We start from the raw sequence: 23,468 nt of genomic DNA, 5'->3' as shown, positions 1-23,468 counted from the left end.
TTATGCCACCTTTTGATCTGGGTTGCTTAGCAATTCTCCAAACAATGTAGTTCTATTACTATTTGTAATTTTCACTTTCACAATTTTTCCAATATGTTCTCTTTTACCATTAAAAATTACTGATGTCATATATTCAGTTCTACCAAAAGCTTTGGATTTATCCTCAGTTAAATTTTCAACCAAAACATTGATTGTTCTATTTTCTAATTTTTTGTTCATTTGAGTTTGATTTTCAGATAATAAATTTTGAATAAATTCTAATCTTTTCATTGAAATTTTTTTATCAATTAAATCTAAACCTTCTGCCTTTGTCCCAGGCCTTGGACTAAAAATAAATGAGTAAGAATTTATAAAATTAACTTTTTTAATTAAATCGACTGTACTTTGGAAGTCTTCTTCAGTTTCACCAGGATAACCAATAATAAAATCACTTGAAAATTCAATTGATTGATTAATTTTTTTCAATTCGTCATAAACTTTTAAATAATGATCTATTTTATGTTTTCTATTCATCAACTTTAAAATCCTATCGGATCCACTCTGAACTGGAAGATGGACTAAAGGCATTAACTTTTTAGAGACTTTATATACTTCAATTAAATCATCAGTCATATCTTTTGGATGCGAAGTTGTGTATCTAATTCTTTTTATATTTTTAATCTTTTCAGTTTCTAAAATTAAATCGGATAGTCTTTTACTATTATCATTGTAAGCATTTACATTTTGTCCCAAAAGAATAATTTCTTTTGCTCCATTATCTGACAAATAATTTGCCTCCTCAATTATTTGATTAAATGGTCTAGAATATTCTGGTCCACGAGTATATGGAACCACACAAAAATGACAAAACTTATCACATCCTTCTTGAATAGTTAAAAAAGATGAAACTTTACCTGCCTCACTCTTTATTTTACTAAAATATTTAAATTTTGAAACAGCATCAAAATCTGTTTGTTCGATTTTTTTTCTTTTTTTAATATAATCCAGAATTGTTTCATTAATCTTATGATAGGCTTGAGGGCCAATCACTAAATCTATATAAGGCTCACGTTTAAGCATCTCTTGGTTTTCTGCTTGAGCAACACACCCCGCTATTATTACTAATGGTTTAATTTTGGCTCTAAAGCTTTTTTTAACCCGTCCTATTTCAGAATAAACTTTTTCTTTTGCTTTATCTCTAATATGACAAGTGTTTAATAAGTAACAGTCAGCTTCTTCTAGGTTTTTGCTTTTTTGATAACCAATTTTCTTTACTGAATCAAAAATTCTATTTGAATCATATTCGTTCATTTGACAACCGAATGTTTTTATAAAAATTTTTTGCATTCTAGTTTAAGATTTTTTTTTTATTCCATAAAGTTCAAGCTTATGATCAACTAAAGTGTAACCATATTTATCAGCTACCTTTTTTTGAAGTTTTTCGATTTCTTCATCAACAAATTCTATTATTTCACCTGACTTTACATCTATTAAATGATCATGATGTCCTTCATTAAGCTCTTCATACCTTGCTTTTCCACCTTTAAACTCATGCTTTGTAAGTATTCCAGATTCTTCAAATAATTTTACTGTTCTGTAGACGGTAGCAATACTTATTTTATTATCAACCTTTGAAACTCTATTGTAAAGTTCATCAACATCAGGATGATCGGTAGACTCGGACATGACCTGAGCAATTATTTTTCTCTGATCTGTTAATTTCATACCTTTTGCTAAACATTTTTGTTCAATTGTTTCAGACATAATTTAATTTTAACTTATATAAATAGGGTTAATCAAATTTTTTTTAACTTTAAATTTATCGCACAAATAAGGAATATTTTCATATTTTACGTCTTTTTCACCTTTAAAATCCTCTAAGCTGTAGCAATAATAATCAATATTTTTTGCTAATTTGAGAGCCTTCACAACAGAAATAGAATTTCTAATCCCTGCAAAACTTCCTGGGCCTCTGTTAATGTATATATTGTTAATATCCTTCAATTCAAATTTATTTAATTCTAAAAATTCTTTTATTATCAAAGTTAATTTTTCATAATTTATTTTAGTATTCTCATGAGTAATGTTGTAAATATGATCATTAGCTATGATCATTAAAAAAATTTTATCTCTAGCAACATCAATTATAAGTTTATTCATTTTATCTTTGTTTTTTAGTTTTAGTTCTAAATCAGATGAAAATAATATCAAATTTTATTCAGAAGATAATGGGATTTTATCAATAATGTATCATCGTTTTAATGAACATAAATACCCATCGACTAATATTAATATGGATATATTTAAGAAGCACTTAGAAATTGTTAAAAATTCTAAATACAATTTTCTTAATCCTAATGAATTTGATTCAAAATTTAAAACTTCAAAATCAGAAAAAGAAGTTTTGATAACAATTGATGATGCATTTGAATCATTTTACAATGAAGCTTGGCCATATTTAAGAGATAATAAAATTCCATTTATACTTTTTGTTTCAACAGAACCAGTTGGAAACAAGGGTTATATGACCTGGGATCAAATTAGAGAAATTGATGCAGCGGATTTTTCTTTAATTGGACACCATTCACATAGCCACGAGTACCTAATAGAAGAAACTGAAGAAAATTTCATTTTAGATATTAAAACTGCAAACAAAATTTTTGAACAAGAACTTAATTATATTCCTAGTCTATTCTCTTATCCGTTTGGTGAATATTCTAAATTTATGAGAGATTATATTTCTCAAAACTTTAAATACGCATTTGGCCAACATTCGGGGGTTATTGATCTTAATAAAAATAAATTTGAATTGCCAAGATTTCCGATAAATGAAAAATATGGAGAGCTTAAAAGGTTTAAATCTATAATTAATTATTATCCTTTAGAATATAAAAGTTTATCTCCAAGTGAAAAACATCTTACAATAAATAATAATCCACCAAATTTTAAAGTTGAATTTTTTAAAGAACAAAAAAATTTAACCAATATCACATGTTATTCCAATGAAGGGGACAAGTGGGATAAATCTAAAACTAATTTGTTATCTAATCAAATCTTAACTATTGAATTTAGAGAACCTTTTAAACCTAGAAGAGGCAGGATAAACTGTTCTTTAAATGATAATGGCAAATGGAGATGGTTTGGAGTTCAATTTCCGGTCAAAAAAAATTAAATTAAGCTTTCTAAATCCTTACTAGATGGCAATAATCTTGCGTCATCAAAATCTTTCAATTTATTTTGATTGATTATTTTTTGTAGTACTTCAATGTACTGATTTCCTGTTTCTGCATATTTATCTAAATGTTTAGATAATATTATACTATCAAGTGGTTTATCATTGCTTCTCAACTCACTTCTGGCTTTTCTTAAATGTATGTAGGATTTATGAGTATTTAAATTTCTTAAGTACGCTCTCACAGACAGTTGTAAGCTATTAAATTTCATGACCTTATGAGTTTCACTTTTGTCAGCTTCTTTAGGTTTTAAACCTTCACCTGACCATGTCCATTGACCAAATAAAGCATTTCCTTTTCTTGCAAATCTTGAAGTTCCCCAGCCTGTTTCTTTTGCCGCTTGTGCAATTGCTAACGAAGCTGGAATTTCATCCATTCTTACTTTTAATGATGAAAAATCATTTTGCCTAACACCATATTGCTTAAATTTTGTCTCAAGCCATTTTTTTTCTATATCAGTATTGCTACTTTTATTTAGAATCGTGAAAAGTCTTTTTCTATCTACTCTAATTTTAGTGTTTTCTTTAACAATCAATGGAAGGATTATTTTAATAAACATATCCTTTTTTTTCTTTGAACTAGAGATGTCATTTATTTCGTTTGGAAGAAGTCCTATATCGATAGGCTTTACGAGTTTATTTTCCCTCACATCTTTTAAGTTATAGTTTACCTCTTTGAATAATGAATTAATTTCTGAGGTTGTATACCTGACTAAATTAATTTCTGAATTATTATCCTCTAAAATATCATAAAGTAAATCCATCTCATCTACTTCACCTGAGATATCTTCTTCAATTAAACCATTTGTATTAAGTTTTTTTAATAAAAGATTTTTAGAGTTATTTGCAAATTCCTTATGATTAAAATTTGTTTCAGCAAAGTTAATAAATATCGGGGTTACATAAAAAAATGAGATTAAAAAAATTCCACTTAACGTAAATCTAGAAATAGAATTAATGCTTTTATTTTTACTAAATTGAAATTTGATTAAATTTTTTTTCATAAATTTTTAAATTGCAATAACTTCTTTTACCTCTGGAAGATAGTGACACAGAAGGTTTTGTACTCCTTGCTTTAAGGTCATTGTCGAACTTGGACAGCCTGAACAACTTCCTTGTAATTGCACTTTTACTATTCCGTCTTTAAATTCTTTAAATTTTATATCACCACCATCTCTTGCAACTGCAGGTCTAATTTTTTGATCTAAAATTTTTACAATTTTTTCCTCAATTTCACTTAGATTATTATTTTTTTCTTCTTCATTTTCATCAATTACGTATTCTTTACCATCTAAATAAAAGTCATTTATTAATGAAATAACAATATGTTTAATTTCGTCCCATTTAATTTGGTCATTTTTATTTACTGAAATAAAATCCTGTCCTAAAAAAATACCCTCAACCCCATTGACTGACAAGATATTTCTAACCAAATCATTATTTATTTGATCTTTACTTGTTATTTCATAAGGCCCACTGTTTGAAACTTTCTTCCCAGGAAGAAATTTCAAAGAATTAGGATTTGGTGTTATTTCAGTTTGTACGAACATGTTGTAAATATATATAGATCTTATTTCTAAAATTTAAACTTGATATTTAAATTATATTAAAATCCTAGTATTTCTTTAATTCTATCTATCTTTTTTGATGCAATTGAGTTTGCTTTTTCAACTCCTTCTAGAAGAATTTTATCTAAATAAGGTTGATCATTTAAAAGTTTTTTAATTTCCAAAGATATAGGTTCAATCTTTTTAACCAATAAATCAGAAAGTTGATTTTTAAATTCAGAAAAATTTTTACCTGAAAAGTTTTCGACTGTATTTTGTAAAGTTGAATTGTTTAAACTAGAATATATGCCAAGAAGGTTTTTTGCTTCTAACCTCTCTTTTAATTCTTCAACACTACTTGGCATTGGTAACGGATCAGTTTTTGCTTTTTTTATCTTATTTACTATTGCATCTTTGTCATCTGTTAAATTAATTCTGCTTAAATCTGATAATTCAGATTTACTCATCTTTTTTGATCCATCTTTTAAACTCATAATTCTAGAAAATTCTTTTTGAATTAAAGGTTCAGGTACTTGCAAAAAATTATCTTTATCAAAATCATTATTAAACTTTTGAGCAATATCTCTACATAGCTCAAGATGTTGTTTCTGATCATCACCAACAGGGACATGAGTCGCATCGTACAAAAGAATATCAGCTGCCATTAAAACAGGATATGAATACAGTCCAACACTTGCTTTTTCTTTATCTTTACCTGCTTTTTCCTTGAATTGTGTCATTCTATTTAACCAACCCATTCGAGCAACACAGCTCAAAATCCAAGCTCCCTCTGAATGGGCTGCTACACCAGATTGATTAAAAATAATGCTTTTTTTGGGATCAATTCCACTTGCTATAAAAGTAGCTACGGTCTCTCGAATATTATTTTTTAGCTCTTTTGGGTCTTGTTTAACTGTAATTGCGTGCAGATCAACCACACAGAATATACAATCATTATCAGGGTCATTATTAAGGTCTACAAAGTTTTTGATTGCACCTAAATAATTACCAAGGTGAAGATTGCCTGTTGGCTGAACACCAGAAAATATTTTTTTACCCATATTTTTAATAGTTTAATTTAATATCACTAATTTTAAAAGCTTTGATGAAATAACAAATAAATATGTAAAAGAATAGTGCAAATAATACGCTTAAGATTAAATAAATTGATTTAAAGCTATAATAAAATGAAAGTTGATTTTCAAAAAAGTTTAATAGAAAATTAAAGAATAATCCCATTAAAATTGATGCAAAAATTATTTTAAAGAAATTTAAAAAAAAGTTATTTTGAAAATAGAATAAATTATTATTTTTTAAATATATAAAAAGTACTACTGCATTAAACCAAGATGAAATTGAAGTTGCAATTGGAATTATAATAAAACCTATTTTGTTAAAATAATAAATACTAATTAAAATATTTAAAAGAACCGAAATTAACGAAATATAAAATGGTATTTTTGTATTATGATTAGCAAAGAAAAAACTTGAAAAAACTTTTATCAAAGCAAAAGCGGGTAAACCTAAGGCAAAATAGAATAAAGAAAGACTTGAATTATTAACAGATTCTTTATTAAAATTACCATAACCAAATAACGCTGAAATTATTTGCTCTGAACCAATCATTAAAGCTATTGTTGCGGGAATACTTAAAAATAAACTTAGCTCTAAAGCTTTGTTTTGAATAAAAGAAATTTTTTCTTCATTTTTGGTGTCTATAAATCTTGAAAGTTGTGGCAAAATCACAACTCCAATGGCAATACCAGCTATCGCTAGATTGATCTGATAAATTCTGTCTGCATAATAAAGATAAGAAACTGCGCTAGCTTGAAAGGAAGCAATAATTGTTCCAACTAAAATATTGATTTGAGTTACGCCAGATGAAAAAATGCTCGGTAATAGTTTTCTAAAAAAAAACTTTACTTTTTCATCACTTGCTAACTTAAATTTAAATTTAAATGAAAAAAATCTTTTAACAAAATAATATAAAAAAATTAATTGTAAAAAACCTGCTAAGGATACACCGTATGATAAATGGTAAACAAGCTCATCTCCTAAGGCTTTAGAAAATAATAAAACAATTATTAAAATAACATTTAATAAAATTGGTGCTGCTGAAGCTGCAGCAAATTTATTATGAGAATTTAATATTGCAGAAAAAAAAGATGCTAAACTAATAAATAATAAAAAAGGAAAAGTAATCCTTGTTAAACTGATAGCTAAATCCATTTTTTCTAAATCATCTACAAAACCTGGGGCAATAATTGATACAAATCCAGGCATAAAAATTTGAACAACTATTGTTAAAATTAAGAGACCTAAAAATAAAAGATTAAAAATATTATTTGCAAAATCGTTTGCAGATTTTTTTCCTTTGTTCATTTCAGAAGTATAGCTAGGTACAAAGGCGGCATTGAAAGTTCCTTCTGAGAATAATCTTCTAAATGTATTTGGAATTCGAAATGCTACAAAAAAAGCATCTGCCAACAAACCTGTTCCAAGAAATATTGCAATTAATATGTCTCTAATATATCCAAGCAGTCTGCTAATGATGGTATAAAAGCCAAATGTGCCTGTTGACTTAATTAAGTTCATAAATCATATTAGTCTTAATTTTACCCTAATTGTATACTTATTATCAGAATATATAGATCAAATATTCCAAATAATAAAAAATATAAAATAGATAAAGTTTGTATTCAGTTTAATAAAAATGAAAAAAACAAAGATTGATCATTACACAGATAAAGAAGCTTTAGATTTTCATAAAGATAAGAAACCTGGCAAGATTGAAATAGTCTCTTCCAAAAATATGACTACAAAAAGAGACCTTGCTCTTGCTTATTCTCCAGGGGTTGCTGCCCCAGTTAAAAAAATAAGTGAGGATCCAGAAGCAGCTTATGATTATACAAGTAAAGGAAATTTAGTAGCCGTAATTAGTAATGGTTCTGCAATTTTAGGATTGGGTAACTTAGGTGCATTAGCCTCTAAACCAGTTATGGAAGGAAAGGCAGTACTATTTAAAAGATTTGCAGATATAGATTCGATTGATTTAGAAATAGACTGTAAAGATGCTGATGAAATTATCAATTCAATTAAAAACTTTGCTCCGAGTTTTGGAGGAATAAATTTAGAGGATATAGCTGCACCAGATTGTTTTATCATAGAGCAAAAACTTAAAGGAATATTAGATATTCCTGTGTTTCATGATGATCAACATGGAACAGCAATTATCACAACAGCAGCTTTACTGAATGCACTCGACATAAGTGGAAAATCAATCAAAGATATAAAAGTTGTAGTTAATGGTGCTGGTGCATCTGCTCAGGCATGTACAGAGTTATTTATTAACTCAGGTGTAAAATCTGAAAATGTAATAATGCTAGATCGAAAAGGTGTGATTTATAAAGGAAGAGCGGAAGGTATAGATCAATGGAAATCAAGATTTGCAATTAATACAGATTTAAGAACTTTAAGTGATGCCATTAAAGGGGCTGATGTTTTCTTAGGATTATCTTCTAAAGGTGTTTTGAAAAAAGATATGGTTAAAAGCATGTCTAAAAATCCAATTATATTTGCATGTGCAAATCCTGATCCAGAAATTACACCTGAAGAAATAAACGATGTAAGAAATGATGCGATTATTGCAACTGGAAGATCAGATTATCCCAATCAAGTAAATAATTTAATTGGATTTCCTTATATATTTAGAGGTGCGCTAGACGTGAGATCAAAAACAATTAATGAAGAAATGAAAGTTGCTGCTGCTGAAGCTATAGCAAAACTTGCTAGAGAAGATGTTCCAGATGAAGTTGTGGCAGCTATGGGAGGTGAAAGGCCTCATTATGGAAAAGATTATATAATCCCATCAACTTTTGACCCAAGATTAATTAGTGTTATTCCAGCTGCTGTAGCTAAGGCTGCTATTGAAAGTGGGGTTGCTAGAAAAAAAATTGATAATTTTGAAATCTATAAAGAGCAACTTAAACAAAGATTAGACCCAACAGTTACAATTATGCAAGGTATAAACACGTTCATTAAAAAGAATCAAAAAAGAATTGTTTTTGCAGATGGTGAAGACGAAAATACTTTAAAAGCTGCAATAGCATTTAAAAATTCAAAACTTGGTATTCCAATTTTAGTTGGTAAAGAAAGTAAAATTAAAGAGCAGATTAAAAATATCGGTTACAACGAAAATTTTGATATCGAAATTACCAATTCAAAAGATGAAGAAAAAAGAAAAAAATACGTAAATCATCTATTTAAAAAACTTCAAAGAGAACAAGGTTTATTAGAAAGAGATTGTGATCGAATGGTCAGAAACGATAGAGTTGTCTGGGCTACTAGCATGGTCGCTTGTGGAGATGCAGATGGTGCAGTTACTGGAAATACTAGACGTTTTGGAGCATCTCTTGAAAAAATAAAACAAGTTGTTGATGTTAGAAAAGGTGAAATAATGTTTGGACTAAACATGGTTGTTAATAAAGGAAAAACAATTTTTATTGCCGATACAAGCGTTCATGAATACCCATCATCAGAAGAAATGGCAGAAATAGCAATTTCAGCAGCTAGAGTAGTGAGACTTTTTGGAATTGATCCAAAAATTGCATTTGTTTCACACTCTACATTTGGACAACCTTTAACGAGTAGAACAAAACACATTCGTACAGCAGTAGATATTTTAAAAGATAGACAAGTTAATTTTGAATTTGATGGTGATATGCAGCCTGATGTTGCTCTCAATCCTGATTACGAAGATCTCTATCCTTTTGCAAAAATAGTAGGTAAAGCAAATATTCTGATAATGCCTGGACAACATAGTGCAGCTATATCCTATAAACTAATGAAAACTTTAGGTGATACTAAAGTTATAGGACCCTTATTGATTGGACTTGGTTTGCCAATTGAAATTGCTCCTCTTAGGTCTTCAACATCAGAAATAATTAATTTAGCTTCAATTGCCGCTTATTCATCTGAGGTAATTGAATATAAAATAGATTAATTTTTTTGAACTCTCAAATCTTCAAGTAGCAAAATACTTGCAACAACATCTTCAACGTCAAGAATTTCTTTTGCTTCACTGATAACCATTTCTTTTTCTTCATCAGTTAAAGCTATTCCATAAATGTAAATTTTCTTTTTATAAGTATCTATTTGATAATTTGTTGCTTTGATATTTTTATTTACTATCAAGGCAGTTCTTAATTGAGACGTTATAAGTAAATCTTTTGCTGACTGCTTAAAATTAAATTCCTCTTTAATTTTGATATCATTTCTTACCGATCTAGCGCCTTTTGTTTCCCAGGCAATTTTAGTAATTTTTAATTTTTCTTCTGGTGCATCAACTTTTCCAGTGATAAATATTCTTCCGTCCAAAACTTTAGTTTTAACTTTTAAAAAATGTTTTTTATCCATAGCAAGTATTTTACTTGAAATTGTTTTTTGCATAATAGAATCGTCTATTTGTGTTCCGACAGTTCTTGGATCAATTGCTACTGATACTCCTGTCCCGAATAAACCAGTTGAGCTAACTCCTGGCACGCAACCTGATAAAATAATTGATAAAAAAATAATTATTAAAATTTTAAATTTCATTTTTTAATTTTAAGCAAAAATTATAAACTACCTTTTTGGGAATATTTTTATTGCTACATATTAAATCTGTAATTTCTTTTGTAGTTAATTTGTTAATCATTTTCTTTATCAAATTAATATCTGATTCACTTAGCTTTTGGGAAGCTTTTTCTTCTTTTTTTTCAGAAATAACTATTGTTAATTCCCCTTTTAATTCATTGTTAAATAATTCTAATTCATCGATATTCTTTCTAATATACTCTTCATACAATTTAGACAGCTCTCTACAGAAAACTATTTTTCTTCCATTAAAAAAATTTTTAAATGCAGGAATAAGTTTATTTATTTTTTTTGATGATGAAAAAAAAACCAAACTGTAATTAAAATTTGATAGTTTTTTTAATTCATCTTCAATTTGATTTTTTTTTTCTGGTAAAAAACCATAAAATAAAAATTTATCAGAAAACCCACTTGCTGCAACAGCAGTTGTAACTGCTGAAGGTCCAGGTATTGAAAATATATTAAGATTATTTCTTATACATTCATTTACCAATACTAAACCTGGATCAGAGATACTTGGAGTTCCCGCATCTGATATAAGTGAAATTAATTTACCTGATTTTAAATATTCAATTACTTGTAATGTATTTTTTTTTTCATTGAATTTATGATTTGAAATCAATTTTGATTTAATTTGATATTTTTCTAATAAATTTTTAGAAACACGTGTATCCTCACAAAGTATATAATCTGATTTTTCCAGAACCTCTAATGATCTGAATGATATATCTTTTAAATTACCTATTGGTGTTGCTACCAAATAAAGCCCGTTTTTATAATCATTTGATTTAAATTGTGGTTTTGTGATCATAATTCAGCTTAAAAATTATATAATAACATCAAAATGAAAAAGATTCTCAAAATTATTTCTGTTTCTTTACTTCTCTTATTCTTAAACTTCTTAAATTTAGTTAATGCAAATGAAAAAATAAAAATTGGACTGTTAGTTCCGATGACTGGAGAAAATAAAGATCTGGGCTCATCTATTATTAAAGCTGTAAGTTTAGCTGTCAAAGATATTAATAATGATTTAATTGAAATTTATCCAAAAGATACTGCCACAAGAGCTAACCAAACTCTTAAGTCTGCTTTTGAATTAAAACAAATGGGAATTAATATTATTATTGGACCAATATTTCATGAGAGCTTAACTTACTTGGATGAGATGGAAGATTTAACTTTTTTATCTTTAACAAATAAGACTTTGGATTTGCCTAAAAATGTAATTTCTGCTGGAATAAATTCCACTTCACAGTTTAATACTATAAAAAAATTTTTAGATGAAAATAATTTAAAAAAAACTCTTTTTTTAACCCCGATTCAAAATTTTGAGTTTGAAGTAAAGGACGGTTTAAAAAATTCAAAAATAAAAATTTTTAAAAATTTTGAATATAATACTGAACCAACTAAGCTTACAAAACAAATTGAGGAAATAACCAAATATAAAATTAGAAAACAAAATCTAGCAGATGAAATTCAAAGAATTAAAGAATCAAATGAACCAAATAAAGAAAGAAAAATAAAAAACTTAGAAAAAAAATATACAATTGGAAATGTTAATTTTGATGTGGTTGTTATATCTGATTTTGATGAAAGTCTCAAAAGTGTTGCAACTTCTTTGCTGTACACTGATGTGTCTCCAAAAAATAAATACTTTATAACTCTTAACCAATGGTTTGATGAAAGTTTAATGGAAGAAACAAATATTCAACCAATTTATTATCCATCAATTAATAAAGAAAATTTTGATGATTTTAAAATCAAATATTTTAATGCTTTTAATCAAAACCCATCCCATCTATCATTGTTAAGTTATGATTTAGTTGGTTTAGTATATTATCTTTCATTGAAATCAGATCTTTCAAAAATGGATAAATTATTTAAGAAAAAAAATTCATTCAAAGGAAAGATAGGAATTTTTGATATTAAAGATAACAAAATTAACCACAGATTAAATTTTTATAAAATAGAGGATAAAAAACTTACAGAAATCTTTTAAGCTTTTTAAAAGCTTGATAACGATGGTCCATTTTATATTTTTGAGATGGTTTCATTTCACCAAATGTTTTAGATTTTTTTAGTGGAATAAAAATTGGATCATAACCAAATCCATTTTTCCCCTTTGGCTCATTTGATATTCGACCCTCAACTTTGCCTACTACACAAGTAATTTTTTTATTTAAGTGCGAGATTGATAGAGCACAAACAAATCTTGCTTTAATTTTTTTATTTTTCCAATTTTTATCTTTTTTATCTAGCTCTCTAAATACTTTTTTAATAGCTTTATTAAAATCCCCTGATTTTCCTCCCCATCGTGCAGAATAAATTCCAGGTCTTTTATCTAAATAATCTATCTCCAAACCAGAATCATCAGCCAAACATATTAAACCGGTCTTTTTAGAGAAATATTTTGATTTAATTAAGGAATTTTCCTCAAAAGTTTTTCCATTTTCAGCAGGACTTTTAAGTTTAAAATCAGAAGTAGAGTAAATTTTGATATAATTTGGTAATAAACTCCTAATTTCTCTTAATTTACCCTTGTTGTTAGTGCCAATGAGTAATTGTTTAATTTTTTGCTTAGACATCTAGAAATAATTAAATTCCTTACCATATATGAGCCTATGGAAAAAGAAGAAAACCAAAACAATACTCCAGAAGACGAAAATCAGAATTTAGAAAAAGAAGCAGAAAAACCTGAGGAAAGCTCAGCGGGTGAAAATGAACAAGAAACACCTCAGGAAACTAAAGAAGAAATTAAAGAACCAACTCCAGAAGAAAAAATTACTGAACTAGAAGATAAACTGGCACGAACTTTTGCTGAAATGGAAAATCAAAGAAGAAGGTTTGAAAAGGAAAAAGAGGACGCCTTTGAGTATGGAGGCTCTAGCTTTGCTAAAGAAGCGTTAAATTTAATTGATAACTTAGATCGTTCTAAACATGTTTTAGAAAGTGATGACAAGTTAAAAGAAACAGACGCTTTAAAAAAGACACTGGAGCATTTAGAGATAATAAAGAAAGATTTAATTTCTATTTTTGAAAAAAACAATATTAAACCAATTGATTGTATTAACAAAAAACTAGATCCTAACTTTCATCAAGCAATGATGGAGATTGAAGATGACACTAAAGAAGCTGGAACAATTGTTCAAGAAATTCAAAAAGGCTTCACTATTAAAGATAGACTTTTAAGACCTTCATTAGTTGGTGTCTCAAAAAAAATTACCAAAAAAGAGGAAAAAATTGAACAAAATCAGGAAAATTCAGGAGATAAATAATAATGAGATCAACTTGTAGTTTCAAATTTAAACCCTATATGACGAAAGAGAGACAATAATATTATGAGTAAAATAATTGGAATAGACTTAGGAACAACCAACTCTTGTGTTGCGGTAATGGAAGGAACACAAGCTAAGGTTTTAGAAAATGCAGAGGGAGCAAGAACAACTCCTTCAGTAGTTGCATTTACTGACGAAAATGAAAAATTAATAGGTCAACCTGCTAAAAGACAGGCAGTAACAAATCCTGAAAATACAATTTTTGCAGTTAAAAGATTAATCGGAAGAAATTTTGATGATCCAACAGTAAAAAAAGATGTTGAAGCTGCACCATTTAAAATAGTTAACTCTGAAAAAGGAGACGCTTGGATTGAAGCTAAAGGAGAAAAGTATTCTCCCTCACAAATCTCTGCATTCATATTACAAAAGATGAAAGAGACAGCTGAAAAATATTTAGGATCAGAAGTAACAAAAGCTGTAATTACTGTACCAGCATATTTTAATGATGCACAAAGACAAGCTACAAAAGATGCAGGTAAAATTGCAGGACTAGAAGTCTTGAGGATTATCAATGAACCAACTGCTGCATCGCTAGCTTATGGTTTAGATAAAAAACAAAATAAAAAAATTGCTGTATACGATCTAGGTGGAGGAACATTTGATGTTTCTATACTTGAGTTAGGTGATGGTGTATTTGAAGTTAAATCAACTAATGGTGATACTTTTTTAGGTGGTGAAGATTTTGATAATGCTATAGTTGATTATTTAATTTCTGAATTTAAAAAAGATAATGGTATTGATCTTAAATCAGATAAACTTGCTTTACAAAGATTAAAAGAAGCGGCTGAAAAAGCAAAAATTGAATTATCATCTGCAGAACAAACAGACATAAACTTACCATTTATAACTGCGGATAAAACAGGCCCAAAACACATTAATTTAAAGATGACTAGAGCAAAACTTGAAGCTTTAGTTGAAGATTTAATTGCTAGAACAATGCCTCCATGTCAGACTGCTTTAAAAGACGCAGGAATTACTGCAAGCGAGATAGATGAAGTAGTTATGGTTGGTGGTATGACTAGAATGCCAAAAGTTATAGCAGAAGTTAAAAACTTTTTTGGAAAAGACCCTAATAAAAGTGTAAACCCTGATGAAGTAGTTGCAATGGGTGCTGCTATTCAAGCAGGAGTGTTGCAAGGAGATGTTAAAGACGTTCTTTTATTAGACGTTACACCATTGTCATTAGGTATTGAAACGCTTGGTGGAGTTTCAACTAAACTAATTGATAAAAATACAACAATTCCAACTAAAAAAAGCCAAGTCTTCTCAACAGCAGAAGATAATCAGCCAGCTGTCTCTATCAGAGTTTTACAAGGCGAAAGAGAGATGGCTACTGATAACAAGTTATTAGGTAATTTTGAATTGGTAGGTATTGCACCAGCTCCAAGAGGAGTTCCTCAAATTGAAGTTACGTTTGATATTGATGCTAACGGTATCGTAAATGTTTCAGCAAAAGACAAAGGAACTGGTAAAGAACAAAAAATCCAAATTCAAGCTTCAGGTGGATTAAGTGATGAAGAAATCGAAAAAATGGTCAAAGATGCTGAAGCTAATAAAGAAGCTGATAAAAAGAAAAGAGAGTCAGTTGATGTTAGAAACCAAGCAGACACTTTAATTCATTCAACAGAGAAGAACTTAAAAGAACATGGATCAAAAATTTCAGATGCAGAGAAAAAAGCAATTGAAGATGCATCATCTGCTGTAAAAGAAGCTCTAAAAGGTGAAGATATTGAAAATATCAAGAAAAAAACAGAAGCTTTAGTTCAAGCTTCAATGAAACTTGGAGAGGCAATCTACAAATCACAACAAAGTGCTAAACCAGAATCAGGAAAAGATGATGGTGGAGATAATACAGGTAAAAAAGACGAGAATGTTGTTGATGCTGATTTCGAAGAAGTAAAAGACGAGAATAAAGAGAAAAGCGCATAAACTGACATTTAATTGTCTGGGGTAATTTGATGGCTAAAAGAGACTATTATGATGTCCTAGGCGTTAATAAGAGCGCAAGTCCTGATGAACTAAAGTCTGCGTATAGAAAACTAGCAGTTAAATATCATCCAGATAAAAATCCAGGTGATTCAAAAGCAGAAGAAAAATTTAAAGAAGCTAGTGAAGCTTACGGAATACTTTCAGACAAAGAAAAAAAACAAAACTATGATAACTTTGGACATGCTGCATTTGAAAATGGTGGTGGTAGACCAGGTGGTGGTTTTGGTGGTTTTGGCGGAACTGATTTTTCAGATATTTTTGAGGATTTCTTTGGGGATTTTGGAGGTGGAGGAAGATCAAGAAACAGAAGGTCAAATAATAGAGGTTCAGATTTAAGATACGATTTATCAATTTCATTAGAGGAAGCTTATCACGGGAAAAAACAAGACATTAAATTTGCAACTACTGAGCAATGTGGGACTTGTAAAGGTAATGGTTCAGAACCAGGTTATTCTCCAGACAGGTGTTCTTATTGTGGAGGAAATGGAAGAATAAGATCTAATCAGGGTTTCTTTACAGTTCAACAAACATGTCCACAATGTAATGGTAATGGTGAAGAAATCACCAATCCATGCAATGATTGTAATGGTCAGGGGAAAAAACAAACATCCAAAAAAATATCCGTAACTATTCCTAAAGGAGTAGATGATGGTACTAGAATAAGACTTGCCGGAAAAGGTGAAGCTGGCAGCAGAGGTGGTGCTACAGGCGATTTATATTTATTTATAAATGTTAATTCTCATGAATTATTTAAAAGATCAGATGAAAACTTATTTTTTGAGTTTCCTCTATCTCTTGCTGATGCGGCTCTTGGAACTACGATTGAAATACCAACAATTGATGGTGGAAGAGCAAAAATAAAAATTCCAGATGGAACCCAAAACGGTAAACAATTTAGATTAAAAGGCAAAGGAATGCCATTTATGAGAAGAGGTGACTTTGGTGATTTATATGTTCAAGTAAAAACAGAAGTACCAGTATACTTAAACAAAAAACAGAAAGAATTATTAGAACAATTTAGAGAAATAGAAAACGACAAATCAAACCCAAGTATCAAAAAGTTTTTTCAAAAAGCAAAAGATTTTTGGAAAAATTAAACTATGGGATTAGAGGAAATAATTCCATCAATAGCTTTAATATTAATACTATTTTTAGTTTTACCTAATTTCATAAAATCAAATTTAAAAAGGAGAGTATTTTTTAAAAATTTAGGTATTTGGGGTGTAATTACGATTGTTCTTGTGATACTTGTGTATTTTGTTTCTTAATGAAAAAAATTAATTTATCTATTTCAGGGTGTATGGGAAGAATGGGTCAACAACTCATTAAATCCTCAAAAAAAAATAAAAATTTTAAATTAGTTTCACTTACAGAAAATAGATTGGTGAATAAAAAATTTAATGGTGTTAAACCTGAATTAAATTCTGATAAAGCGTTTAAGAAAACTGATATAATTATTGATTTCACAGTTCCAAATTGTACGCTTGAAATACTCAAAATAGCTTCAAAACTAAGGAAAAAAGTTGTAATTGGTACCACTGGATTTACTAGAGCGCAAGAAAATCAAATTAAAATTTACTCAAAAAAAATACCAATTTTAAAAGCTGGTAATATGAGCCTAGGTGTAAATTTATTAATGTATTTAACTGAGATTGCCTCAAAATCACTTAATGATGAATACTTAAGTAAAATATTTGAAGTACACCACAAACATAAAAAAGACTATCCATCCGGTACAGCATTAATGCTTGGTAAAGGAATTGCTGTGGGAAAAAATAAAAATTTATATAATTTGATTGGTAAGAAATTCTTGAATAAAAAATCATTTCCTTATGGAAAAAAAATTAATTTTAACTCGATTAGAAAAGGTGAAATTATTGGTGAACATGAGGTAAAATTCTCAAGTGGAAAAGAAATAATTACATTAAATCATGAGGCTTTTGATAGAGCACTATACTCAGACGGGGCCTTAACCGCTTCCAAATGGTTAATGAAAAAAAAACCAGGATTATATTCGATGAGAGATTTGCTTAACTTTTCATAATGAATGAAAAACAAAAAGCAAAAGTAATTATTAAAACTTTAAATAAAATTTATCCTAAAGCACCAGTTCCTTTGAAAAGTAAAAATACTTTCACTCTATTAATTTCAGTTTTACTTTCTGCACAATGTACTGATGTAAATGTCAATAATGTAACAAAAGATATATATCCGAAATACTATAAGCCAGAACACTTTGTAAAATTAGGAAGAAAAAAAATTGAAAAATTAATTAAGAAAATTGGTATTTTTAGAGTTAAAGCAAAAAGTATTTATTTAATGTCAAAACAAGTGCTAGAAAAACATAAAGGTAAAGTACCTAAAACCTTTGAAGAACTTGAAAAACTACCTGGCGTAGGACACAAAACAGCAAGTGTTGTTATGTCCCAAGGTTTTGGATATCCAGCTTTTGCTGTTGATACTCACATTCACAGACTTGCACAACGGTGGGGATTAACAAATGGAAAAGATGTAGTACAAACTGAAAAAGATTTAAAAAGAATATTTCCTAAAAAAACCTGGTCCAAACTTCATCTCCAAATAATCTTTTATGGCAGAGAATATTGTAAAGCCAGAGATTGCTATGGAATGAGCTGCAAAATATGTACTACTTGCTACCCAAATAGAAAAAAACCTGTTATTACCAAAAAGGCTTGATATGAAAATTTTAGGAATAGGAAACGCTATTGTGGATGTCATTTGTAAAGTTGATGATAGTTTTATTGATCAAAACAAACTTACAAAAAGTACAATGAAATTATTTTTTGATGAAAATGAATTCAAAAACTTATTAACAAATCTAAAGGTTGAAAAAACGGTTTCTGGAGGGTCAGTTGCAAACTCAATCGTTGGTATATCTCAGCTTGGAGATGAAGCTGGCTTTATAGGAAAAATTTCAGACGATAAATTTGGTAGCAGTTATGAAGAAGGATTAAAAAAAGAAAATGTAAAGTATTTTTATTCAAAAAAAAAAGAAAAATTACCAACAGGGACTTGCTTAATATTAGTAACTCCGGACTCAGAAAGGACAATGTGCACCTTCTTGGGTACGGCAGGAAAAATTAATGAACATGATGTTAGTTCTGATGCTATTAAAAAGAGTGAAATAATATTTTTAGAAGGTTATTTATGGGATGAAGGAGAACCAAAAAAAGCATTTGATAAAGCTATAAATAATGCAAATAAAGTTGCAATGTCTCTCTCGGATCTATTTTGTGTGGATAGACACAAACCTCATTTTTTAAATTTAGTTAAAAACAAACTCGATATAACTTTTGCTAATGAACAAGAAATTACCTCTTTAATTGAAGCAAAAAATTTTAATGAAGTTGTAAATTTTTCAAAACAACTTAATAAATTAATAATCGTTACTAGAGGGGAAAAAGGCGCAATTGCAATCAATGGCGATGAAGTTGTTGAAACTAACATACAAAAAAATCTCAGTATAATTGATCTTACAGGTGCTGGTGATCTTTTTGCTGCAGGATTTTTACATGGGTATATAAATAAATTTTCTACTAAAGAGTGCCTTGAAAAAGGGACTGAAATGTCATCAAAAATAATACAACAAATTGGTGCAAGACTTTAAAAATAAATTTTTTTTCTTTTAAAACTTCCTTTTCCTTTTTTAGGCTTAATTTTTTTTAACTTATACTTTTTTGTAAACAATTCTTTAGCAATTGGATTTTTTTTAACTGATTTGATAGCCATTTTTTTTACTAACTATAAAACCATTGTCGTTAAAAGTGTTTAATATTTTTTTTCTTAATCGATATACATGTGTCTCAACAGTATGGGTTTCTATATCAGATTGATAACTCCACACTTTTTCTTGTAATTCTTCAATACTCACTGGATTATTAGATTTAGATAAATATGTAATCGTATTGATTTCTTTCTCAGTCAGTTTAAGTTTAATATTTTTTGACCTTATTTCTCTTGAATTAAGATCAATAATATAACTGCCTACATTAATCTCGGACTGATTATTAAATTGGTTTTTTAAAAATTCAATATTCAACTTTTCTATAAATTTAAAAATATTTATTGGTTTATTTTCTAAAATAAATTGATTATTAAAATCTGTATTTTTTTTATTTGACACAATTAAAAAATTATTCAAATTTTTTATTTTTTCATTTAGAGAACTTTCATTATCTGCAAATATAACATTAAAATTTAAATCAGAATTAAGTTCTTCAAGAATGTGGTATAAACCTTTAAACTTATATATTATTAAATTTTGTACACTCATAAAAATAGAATATGACAATTTATGTGAAAAATAAACACACTCTTCAGATAGATGAATTCAAATTTAGATGTTGCATTGGAAAAAATGGATCAACAAGAAATAAAAAAGAAGGGGATAAAAAAACACCTAGAGGTATATTTGAGATTGAAAATCTTTATTTTAGAAAAGATCGTAAGAATAAACCAAACACATTGCTTAAATGTATTGTGATTAAGAAAAATATGGGATGGTGTGATGATATTCGTTTTCCAAAAAAATATAACAAACTTATTAAAATAAATAAAAAAACAAAATATGAAAAACTTAGCAGAAAAGATTATAAGTATGATTTTCTAATACCAATCAAATATAATTTTAAAAAACCTATCAGTGGTTTAGGTAGTTGTATTTTTATTCATCTGACAAAAAATTATATACCAACTGCAGGATGTGTAGGATTAAGTGAAAAAGATTTTCTAATTATGCTCAAATTAGTAAATAAAAAATCTAAAATAAAAATCTTCTAATATCTTTGACCAAAAATACTAGATCCAACCCTTACAAAGGTTGATAGGTTTTTAACAGCCAAAATAAAATCTGATGACATTCCCATACTTAATTCAACAAAACCTAGAGATTTATTTAAATTTTGCATCTCTTCAAAATATTTATCAGGTTCAACATCTACTGGTGGAATACACATTAAACCAATTACATCCAAACCAATTTCTTTACAGTAAAGAGCCAATTGCTCTACATTCTCTTTGTTAATACCAGATTTTTGACTTTCCTCACCAATGTTAACTTGTAGAAATATTTTAATCTTTCGATTTATTTTAGTTTGCTCGTCTAAGATTTTTTTTGCAAGTTTTTTAGTATCGACAGAGTGAATATAATCAAATAATTTAACTGCAAATTTAACTTTATTAGTTTGTAATTTACCAATCATGTGAAGTTTAATAGATGGTTTTATTTTTTTAATTTCTGTCCATTTTTCGATTGCTTCCTGAACTTTATTTTCTCCAAAGTTAATATGACCATACTCTATTAGGGGTAAAATTTTATCAATTTTAAATGTTTTTGAGACTGCTATAATTTGTGGTTTAGAGTTAATATTAAACTCATTTATTGAAACTTTAATATTATTTTCGATGTCTAATAAATTTTTTACAGTAATATGCATAATTAAGTATGAACAAAAAATATTACTTTATAAGCAAATATGAAACAAAAAATATAGACAAATTAGACAAGCAAACCATTGTAATTTATAGAAATTATAGTTCTAAGGTTGCTAATAAAGAAACCATAATTAAATTAAAAAAATATTGTAAAAAAAAGCACATAAATTTTTATTTATCTAACAATATTAAACTTGCGATTAAATTAAATCTAGATGGTGCCTATATTCCTTCATTTAATAAATCTAAAGGTCATTTAGCTTTTTCATTAAAAAATAAATTTAACATAATTGGATCAGCTCACAATATAAAAGAAATAAGAACAAAGGAAAAGCAAGGTGTAAGTGAAATTTTTCTATCTTCTATTTTTAAAAAAAATAAAAATTATCTGGGAATTTATAAATTTAAACTTTTGAAAAAATTAACAATAAAAAGGATTGTTGCTCTTGGTGGGATTTCAAAAAATAATTTGAAAAAATTAGATTTAATTAACAATAAAGATTTTGCAGGTATTTCATATTTTGAATAAAAAAAAAGGCCCCTAAAAAGGGGCCCTTTTAATATTTATATTCTAATTAAATTAGAATGCAAAAGATGCAGATAATTTCCATCTTTCATGTTCTGCAGTTGATCCTGCAGTGTGATCAACACCTGTTGCTTCAACAGAAGCAGCAGAAATTGTCATACCACCACTTGTGTATGAAACTGTAACAGCGCTAACTTCTTCATCAACTGATGAACCTGCTGTTTCATGTGTTTCTTCACCATATGATACTGATAGATCATCAGACACTGTGTAAGCAAGATTGAATGAACTTACTGTATCATCATTACCTGTGCTTAGGTCATGTTCTGTTTGAGATGCACCTAAAGTTATAGAACCAATAGCATATGATCCTTTTAACGTAGTTGTATCAGCTTCTGAACCTTTAGTGTTTGATTCACCTGTTCCGTAGCTTACAGATAAGCCTTCAACACCTGAGTATGTAGCGCTGTAAGCAATAGCTGAATCTGGCTTCTCAGCACCTGATGGAGAGTAACTAGCTTTAAGAGTTAAATCATCCATTACTGAAGGAAGTGTGTACAACATGCTGTTGTTACCAGCTTCTGAAGCTGATGGTGAAGAAATTCCGAAACCGTTATCCCAGATGTCACCAGCTGCAGTAGTATCTAATGCAGACTGAGCAGAAGATCCACCTTCACCAGAGAATACTAAAGATCCCATAGTGTCTGAACCAACTGTTACAGAGTGACTATCAAAAGGACCACTTCCGATTGCAGTGTCATCACCTTGGTCAATTACGAATGATAATGATACATTTAAACCACCATCTGTTTCACCTGAACCAGAGAAAGTTAATTGATTTCCCATTGTCCAAGATTTACCTGTAGCGTTTGAAGTATTTTTAACTCCAATTGACGCTGAACCAGCTACTGACATTTCGCCAGCGACTGCAGAAGAAACTGCTAAAGAACCAGCTAAAGCAGTTAATCCTAGTTTTTTAAAAGTGTTCATATTAATTACTCCTTTTATAATTAGTGTTAATTATTAATAATAAACATTGCGTAATTATCATTATTATTGATATATTTTTCAAATTATTCCCTGTTTTATTGATATTTTCGTATAGTGTTGCATTTTTGCATCATAAAAATTAAAGTTTTTTGTACATATTTTCGAAAAAAAACAACTTTTACTGTATAAGCTTGAAAAATTATGAATAAAGAAAATTTCTCATTTAAAAAATTTCTAATTCTTCCTTTGATTTTTTTATTACTTTCTAACTGTAATGGAAAAATGCCTGGAGCAGACGCTAGAAAATTTCCTGCAGATCCTAAGAAAAGAGTTAAGAAAAACTTGGAAGAAGGTAGAGGTTTTAGAATTAATGATGCTGTAAAAGGTGCTGGTGGTGGTAAATTTGATTTTGCTAGCTCAAATGAGTTATGGAGAGCCTCATTAGATACAATAGATTTTATGCCATTAACATCAGTCAATTATAGTGGTGGAATTATTATTACTGATTGGTATTCAGATGAAAATGATCCAAGTGAAAGTATTAAAATTAGCATAAGATTTCTTACTAACGAAATTAGATCAGACTCTTTAGATATAAAAGTATTTAATAGAAAATGTTTGGACAGCCTAATAAACTGCAAAATTACACAGGAAAATAAAGTTTTGGTAACTGAATTAAAAAAGCAAATATTAAAAAAAGCAGCAATTTATTCTGAGCAAAATAAAGATAAAAACTTCAAGCCTTATAAGAATGAAGGATTGGGTATAGAATAACAGATCAA

The 23,468-nt window shown here is 28.5% G+C and carries 26 protein-coding genes; 12 read left to right on the top strand and 14 right to left on the bottom strand.

Translation table 11 applies throughout. The features are described from left to right. From miaB to ACTTA8_RS07050, 3 genes are read right to left on the bottom strand one after another with little or no spacing between them, the layout of a single operon-like run. Positions 1-1,326: a tRNA (N6-isopentenyl adenosine(37)-C2)-methylthiotransferase MiaB gene (gene miaB / locus ACTTA8_RS07060; RefSeq protein ID WP_440655156.1), complete on the bottom strand. Its 1,326-nt coding sequence runs from the start codon at positions 1,324-1,326 to the stop codon at positions 1-3. A gap of 6 nt (positions 1,327-1,332) precedes the next feature. Beyond that, positions 1,333-1,743: a Fur family transcriptional regulator gene (locus tag ACTTA8_RS07055; RefSeq protein ID WP_440655155.1), complete on the bottom strand. Its 411-nt coding sequence runs from the start codon at positions 1,741-1,743 to the stop codon at positions 1,333-1,335. A gap of 9 nt (positions 1,744-1,752) precedes the next feature. Then, on the bottom strand, positions 1,753-2,139 hold the full coding sequence (locus ACTTA8_RS07050; RefSeq protein WP_440655154.1) for a peptidase M22: 387 nt from the start codon (positions 2,137-2,139) through the stop codon (positions 1,753-1,755). Positions 2,140-2,272: 133 nt separating this feature from the next. Here ACTTA8_RS07050 and ACTTA8_RS07045 point away from each other — a divergent pair, with 133 nt between their 5' ends. Next, a complete protein-coding gene (locus tag ACTTA8_RS07045; RefSeq protein WP_440655152.1) occupies positions 2,273-3,151 on the top strand; it encodes a polysaccharide deacetylase family protein in 879 nt (292 codons plus the stop codon). On the opposite strand, the gene ACTTA8_RS07040 is transcribed toward ACTTA8_RS07045, so the two are convergent. From ACTTA8_RS07040 to murJ, 4 genes are read right to left on the bottom strand one after another with little or no spacing between them, the layout of a single operon-like run. Next, positions 3,148-4,215 (bottom strand): glucosaminidase domain-containing protein, encoded by a 1,068-nt coding sequence (locus ACTTA8_RS07040; RefSeq protein ID WP_440655150.1) that lies wholly within the window; start codon positions 4,213-4,215, stop codon positions 3,148-3,150. The genes ACTTA8_RS07045 and ACTTA8_RS07040 overlap by 4 nt on opposite strands. A gap of 6 nt (positions 4,216-4,221) precedes the next feature. Next, the gene (locus tag ACTTA8_RS07035) at positions 4,222-4,761 is read right to left on the bottom strand and encodes a NifU family protein (RefSeq protein ID WP_440655148.1); all 540 of its coding nucleotides are present in this window, start codon (positions 4,759-4,761) and stop codon (positions 4,222-4,224) included. A gap of 56 nt (positions 4,762-4,817) precedes the next feature. Continuing rightward, positions 4,818-5,819, bottom strand: coding sequence for a tryptophan--tRNA ligase (trpS, locus tag ACTTA8_RS07030; protein ID WP_440655146.1), 1,002 nt, complete (start codon positions 5,817-5,819; stop codon positions 4,818-4,820). 4 nt (positions 5,820-5,823) lie between these two features. Further along, on the bottom strand, positions 5,824-7,353 hold the full coding sequence (gene murJ, locus ACTTA8_RS07025; protein WP_440655145.1) for a murein biosynthesis integral membrane protein MurJ: 1,530 nt from the start codon (positions 7,351-7,353) through the stop codon (positions 5,824-5,826). 118 nt (positions 7,354-7,471) lie between these two features. Here murJ and ACTTA8_RS07020 point away from each other — a divergent pair, with 118 nt between their 5' ends. Beyond that, entirely contained in the window at positions 7,472-9,760 is a 2,289-nt protein-coding gene (locus ACTTA8_RS07020) for an NADP-dependent malic enzyme (protein WP_440655143.1), read from the top strand. Here the strand turns inward: ACTTA8_RS07020 and ACTTA8_RS07015 are convergent. Both ACTTA8_RS07015 and rsmI read right to left on the bottom strand, forming a co-directional pair. After that, positions 9,757-10,353 carry a BON domain-containing protein gene (locus ACTTA8_RS07015; protein WP_440655141.1) on the bottom strand — a complete coding sequence of 199 codons (597 nt, stop codon included), beginning with the start codon at positions 10,351-10,353 and terminating at the stop codon, positions 9,757-9,759. The two genes, ACTTA8_RS07020 and ACTTA8_RS07015, sit on opposite strands and share 4 nt — an antisense overlap. Further along, positions 10,343-11,203, bottom strand: coding sequence for a 16S rRNA (cytidine(1402)-2'-O)-methyltransferase (rsmI, locus tag ACTTA8_RS07010; RefSeq protein ID WP_440655140.1), 861 nt, complete (start codon positions 11,201-11,203; stop codon positions 10,343-10,345). The genes ACTTA8_RS07015 and rsmI overlap by 11 nt, the downstream gene beginning before the upstream one ends. A 33-nt stretch (positions 11,204-11,236) precedes the next feature. Between rsmI and ACTTA8_RS07005 the strand changes: the two genes are divergently transcribed. Continuing rightward, positions 11,237-12,391, top strand: a complete 1,155-nt coding sequence (locus tag ACTTA8_RS07005; protein ID WP_440655138.1) for an ABC transporter substrate-binding protein — start codon at positions 11,237-11,239, stop codon at positions 12,389-12,391. Here the strand turns inward: ACTTA8_RS07005 and rdgB are convergent. Further along, positions 12,375-12,977, bottom strand: a complete 603-nt coding sequence (rdgB, locus tag ACTTA8_RS07000) for an RdgB/HAM1 family non-canonical purine NTP pyrophosphatase (protein WP_440655137.1) — start codon at positions 12,975-12,977, stop codon at positions 12,375-12,377. The genes ACTTA8_RS07005 and rdgB overlap by 17 nt on opposite strands. A gap of 36 nt (positions 12,978-13,013) precedes the next feature. Between rdgB and ACTTA8_RS06995 the strand changes: the two genes are divergently transcribed. The 6 genes from ACTTA8_RS06995 to ACTTA8_RS06970 all read left to right on the top strand — a co-directional run bounded on the left by ACTTA8_RS06995 (position 13,014) and on the right by ACTTA8_RS06970 (position 19,344). Then, positions 13,014-13,667 (top strand): nucleotide exchange factor GrpE, encoded by a 654-nt coding sequence (locus ACTTA8_RS06995; protein WP_440655135.1) that lies wholly within the window; start codon positions 13,014-13,016, stop codon positions 13,665-13,667. A 63-nt stretch (positions 13,668-13,730) separates the two neighbouring features. After that, the gene (gene dnaK, locus ACTTA8_RS06990) at positions 13,731-15,656 is read left to right on the top strand and encodes a molecular chaperone DnaK (RefSeq protein WP_440655134.1); all 1,926 of its coding nucleotides are present in this window, start codon (positions 13,731-13,733) and stop codon (positions 15,654-15,656) included. 29 nt (positions 15,657-15,685) lie between these two features. Continuing rightward, entirely contained in the window at positions 15,686-16,813 is a 1,128-nt protein-coding gene (dnaJ, locus tag ACTTA8_RS06985; protein WP_440655132.1) for a molecular chaperone DnaJ, read from the top strand. Between the two features lie 170 nt (positions 16,814-16,983). Next, complete coding sequence (dapB, locus tag ACTTA8_RS06980) at positions 16,984-17,760, top strand: 4-hydroxy-tetrahydrodipicolinate reductase (protein WP_440655130.1); 777 nt, start codon at positions 16,984-16,986, stop codon at positions 17,758-17,760. Then, on the top strand, positions 17,760-18,413 hold the full coding sequence (gene nth / locus ACTTA8_RS06975) for an endonuclease III (protein WP_440655128.1): 654 nt from the start codon (positions 17,760-17,762) through the stop codon (positions 18,411-18,413). The genes dapB and nth overlap by 1 nt, the downstream gene beginning before the upstream one ends. Position 18,414: 1 nt before the next feature. Next, positions 18,415-19,344: an adenosine kinase gene (locus ACTTA8_RS06970; RefSeq protein WP_440655127.1), complete on the top strand. Its 930-nt coding sequence runs from the start codon at positions 18,415-18,417 to the stop codon at positions 19,342-19,344. Here the strand turns inward: ACTTA8_RS06970 and ACTTA8_RS06965 are convergent. Further along, positions 19,341-19,466, bottom strand: coding sequence for an alternative ribosome rescue factor ArfA (locus tag ACTTA8_RS06965; RefSeq protein WP_440655125.1), 126 nt, complete (start codon positions 19,464-19,466; stop codon positions 19,341-19,343). The two genes, ACTTA8_RS06970 and ACTTA8_RS06965, sit on opposite strands and share 4 nt — an antisense overlap. Then, positions 19,447-20,010, bottom strand: coding sequence for a winged helix-turn-helix domain-containing protein (locus tag ACTTA8_RS06960; protein ID WP_440655123.1), 564 nt, complete (start codon positions 20,008-20,010; stop codon positions 19,447-19,449). The genes ACTTA8_RS06965 and ACTTA8_RS06960 overlap by 20 nt, the downstream gene beginning before the upstream one ends. 23 nt (positions 20,011-20,033) lie before the next feature. Between ACTTA8_RS06960 and ACTTA8_RS06955 the strand changes: the two genes are divergently transcribed. Further along, complete coding sequence (locus tag ACTTA8_RS06955; RefSeq protein WP_440655121.1) at positions 20,034-20,516, top strand: L,D-transpeptidase family protein; 483 nt, start codon at positions 20,034-20,036, stop codon at positions 20,514-20,516. Here the strand turns inward: ACTTA8_RS06955 and ACTTA8_RS06950 are convergent. Beyond that, positions 20,513-21,172 (bottom strand): YggS family pyridoxal phosphate-dependent enzyme, encoded by a 660-nt coding sequence (locus ACTTA8_RS06950; RefSeq protein ID WP_440655120.1) that lies wholly within the window; start codon positions 21,170-21,172, stop codon positions 20,513-20,515. The two genes, ACTTA8_RS06955 and ACTTA8_RS06950, sit on opposite strands and share 4 nt — an antisense overlap. An 8-nt stretch (positions 21,173-21,180) precedes the next feature. Here ACTTA8_RS06950 and ACTTA8_RS06945 point away from each other — a divergent pair, with 8 nt between their 5' ends. Continuing rightward, entirely contained in the window at positions 21,181-21,699 is a 519-nt protein-coding gene (locus ACTTA8_RS06945; RefSeq protein WP_440655119.1) for a thiamine phosphate synthase, read from the top strand. A 51-nt stretch (positions 21,700-21,750) separates the two neighbouring features. Here the strand turns inward: ACTTA8_RS06945 and ACTTA8_RS06940 are convergent, their stop codons facing one another. Then, a complete protein-coding gene (locus ACTTA8_RS06940) occupies positions 21,751-22,686 on the bottom strand; it encodes a porin (protein WP_440655118.1) in 936 nt (311 codons plus the stop codon). A 201-nt stretch (positions 22,687-22,887) separates the two neighbouring features. Between ACTTA8_RS06940 and ACTTA8_RS06935 the strand changes: the two genes are divergently transcribed. Further along, on the top strand, positions 22,888-23,460 hold the full coding sequence (locus ACTTA8_RS06935) for a DUF3576 domain-containing protein (protein WP_440655117.1): 573 nt from the start codon (positions 22,888-22,890) through the stop codon (positions 23,458-23,460). Positions 23,461-23,468 lie beyond the last annotated feature (8 nt).

It is taken from the genome of Candidatus Pelagibacter sp. HIMB1506 (assembly GCF_052047935.1).
Lineage (GTDB): Bacteria > Pseudomonadota > Alphaproteobacteria > Pelagibacterales > Pelagibacteraceae > Pelagibacter.
Note: the sequence above shows the minus strand (reverse complement) of the source record. Positions and strands in the feature narration are given on the sequence as shown.